The 2,668-nt window shown below is 38.0% G+C and carries 2 protein-coding genes; one reads left to right on the top strand and one right to left on the bottom strand.

Annotated elements, in window-relative coordinates; genetic code table 11:
• Window positions 1-486: 486 nt before the first annotated feature.
• The gene (locus ACJMMI_RS06155) at window positions 487-1,365 is read right to left on the bottom strand and encodes a hypothetical protein (protein ID WP_405354328.1); all 879 of its coding nucleotides are present in this window, start codon (window positions 1,363-1,365) and stop codon (window positions 487-489) included.
• A gap of 136 nt (window positions 1,366-1,501) precedes the next feature.
• Between ACJMMI_RS06155 and ACJMMI_RS06160 the strand changes: the two genes are divergently transcribed.
• Window positions 1,502-2,668, top strand: a 1,167-nt coding sequence (locus ACJMMI_RS06160) for a YdcF family protein (RefSeq protein ID WP_405354329.1), incomplete at its 3' end; no start/stop codon positions are given.

The following is a 2,668-nucleotide window of genomic DNA, read 5'->3' on the forward strand; positions in this document are numbered from 1 at the left end:
GTGCTTCACCCTCTCTAAAATGTCTTTCCTTTGGTTCATATTTCTACCTCCTGAGGAAAGTATACTCTCCTCAGGAGTGATCTGCCAAAATTGTACATTTTGAGTTGGCGATTTTGTGCATTTTCAGTTTAGCATTTATAAGAAACCGGCATCTCAAGGTGCCGGCTTTGTTTTGTTCAAACTTATTGCCTTTGCCTCTTTCACCTTGACAAATCAACTAAAAACAACAACTGCCACCGGCATAAGCCAATGGCAGTGTTGTAGGATTATAGGTGTAAATTTTAGGGTGAGTAAAATCTACATTTTTTATTATACGCTAATAAGTATGACAAAAGCACAACAAATTATCACAACTTTATACCTACAAAAGCATAAAACTCTTTTTGAGTATTTATTATCAGCTAATTAAACTCACAAAAGCACAAATCCTCCTGCACAAGCTTTGCATAGGAGGATTCTGAAGGGGTATATATTATATTCTTATAATTAAAGTGAAAGCAGCTCTACCTTGCCTGTTGAAGAATTGTACTCAACATATGTTTGGCTGTCTGCTTCGCCGTTAATTGTCAATTTATCTACCTTACCATCTTTAGCCAATACAGAGATTTCATAAGTGCCGTCTGATGTGTCAACAACATTTGCAAAGGAATTTTCGTCAGCCTGTGTAAGTTCCCTTACAATGGTCTTGCCTGTTTCAGTATTTTTTACGCTTACAACCGCCTGAGCATTTTCATAATTAATAGGCTCTGTTGTCACCTTGTTTGTATCAACGCTGTATTGTACAATGAACGAAGATGTTGTGTTATCATCAATTGCAAAGCCAAAGCTATGCTCCTCGCTTGTTTTGCCGTTATTATTTACCGTTGCCGTATAATCGCCTGCGTCTAAATCATCTACAATAGCATAGTAGGTGTTGTCATCTGCTTTTATCATTCCCTGCTGTACACCGGAGTCCTTACCTGCAACAAATAAAGTAACATCATAGGTTTCCTCGCCTGTTGCACCGTCAAGATTAATAAGATTTAGTGTCTGTGTACTTCTTGACCACTTTACAAAAAGGTTGTCAGTTACACCATTATCAGCGTCAAATCCAAAGCTCTGCACACTCTCCTTGCCTGTGTTGTCAATCACCTTTACTTCATAGTTACCTGCCGAAAGATTATCCACCTTGCTATAGTCAACATTTTGCTTGCCGTCATACAGCATATTCTGTGTGATTATTTTGCCTGTGTCTGTGTTCTTTACAATAACCTGTGCCGACTTTTCATCATTTTTATTTGTTGCCGCAGAAACTGCTACCGCTGTTAATGATGATACTGCCAATACTGTTGCACCTGTAATTGCTAAAAATTTAATCTTTTTCATTTTAATTACTCCTTTTGGCTTACCTTGCCATTTTGATATATTTCAAGGTTTTGTTTGTGTTGTTCCCTTGACTGTGGCTATAGTATATCAAAGAAAAAAATCCTGTTTGCGTTTCTGCTTGCAGTGGTGCTTATGATTGGTATGTGCAGCTACATACTTATTACCGATACAAGCTACTGCAAGTATTTTTTATGAGGGTGACACAATTAAATATACAGAAGCTAAAGTTACATATTCAGTTGACGGTATAGTTGAGGATTGTGAGCCTGTGCATGAAGCCGGATACTTAAAGCTACAGTTCAACGCACTGCAAAAAGGCAGTACCAATGCAACCATTACCCTGTATGAAAACGGCATAAGAGTGTATGAAACATTCGCCGAATACCATGTCGGAGCTTTCAATATACTGTCTGAACGAGTTGACGGCATTCTGCCCAACATTGGCAGTTATCCCGTAATCTATATCACACTCGCCATATTCTTAGTTATTATGGGTGTGTATATGATATTTAATTTTGCAGACAGTTTAAAAAAATGTATTTATTCGTACAAAACTGTGTTCAACTGCTCACTTATGATTTTATTCTGCGGGTTTGGGCTTATGTTCTCAGTATTATCCGTTTATCTTTTAGCCAACTACAGAAATTATCAGGTAAGCAACCTGCACAATGTATTAACCATATTTTTATACGCTCTGGTTCTTATATCTCTTGTGTTCGTGCTGATATATTCCGCTTCAATGACAATCAGTAATATTTCTCTTATCATACACGAGGGCTTTAGAATACAAAATGCACTCGGCATCTTAATCAGCGTATTTCTTACACTCGGTGCATTAGGCTGTGCGGCTGTTCCATTAGGATTTTCTTATTTCAACAAAATCGCTTTTAATGCAGTCTACGCAATAATTGCCACATTATATGTGTTCTTTGAAATCTATCTTTTCAGCACAAAAATCTGTGGCCTGATTGCGGCTAAGCATATTCCTGCCTACGATAAGGACTACATAATTATACTTGGCTGCGGCATTAAAAAGGACGGCACATTACTTCCGCTTTTAAGAGGACGAGTTGACAAGGCGATTGAGTTCTATTACAATCAGCTTGAAAAGGCAGGAAAAAAGCTTGTGTTTGTTCCTTCCGGCGGACAAGGTGAAGATGAAATAATCTCTGAAGGCGAAGCTATGAAAAGATACCTGCTTGAGCAGGGTATTCCGCAAGAGCAGATTATGCCCGAAACTAAGTCAACAAACACCTATCAGAATATGCTGTTTTCAAAGGAGCTTATAAATGACGATAACGCA

The organism is Ruminococcus sp. (genome assembly GCF_045129435.1).
Taxonomy (GTDB): Bacteria; Bacillota; Clostridia; order Oscillospirales; family Acutalibacteraceae; genus Ruminococcoides.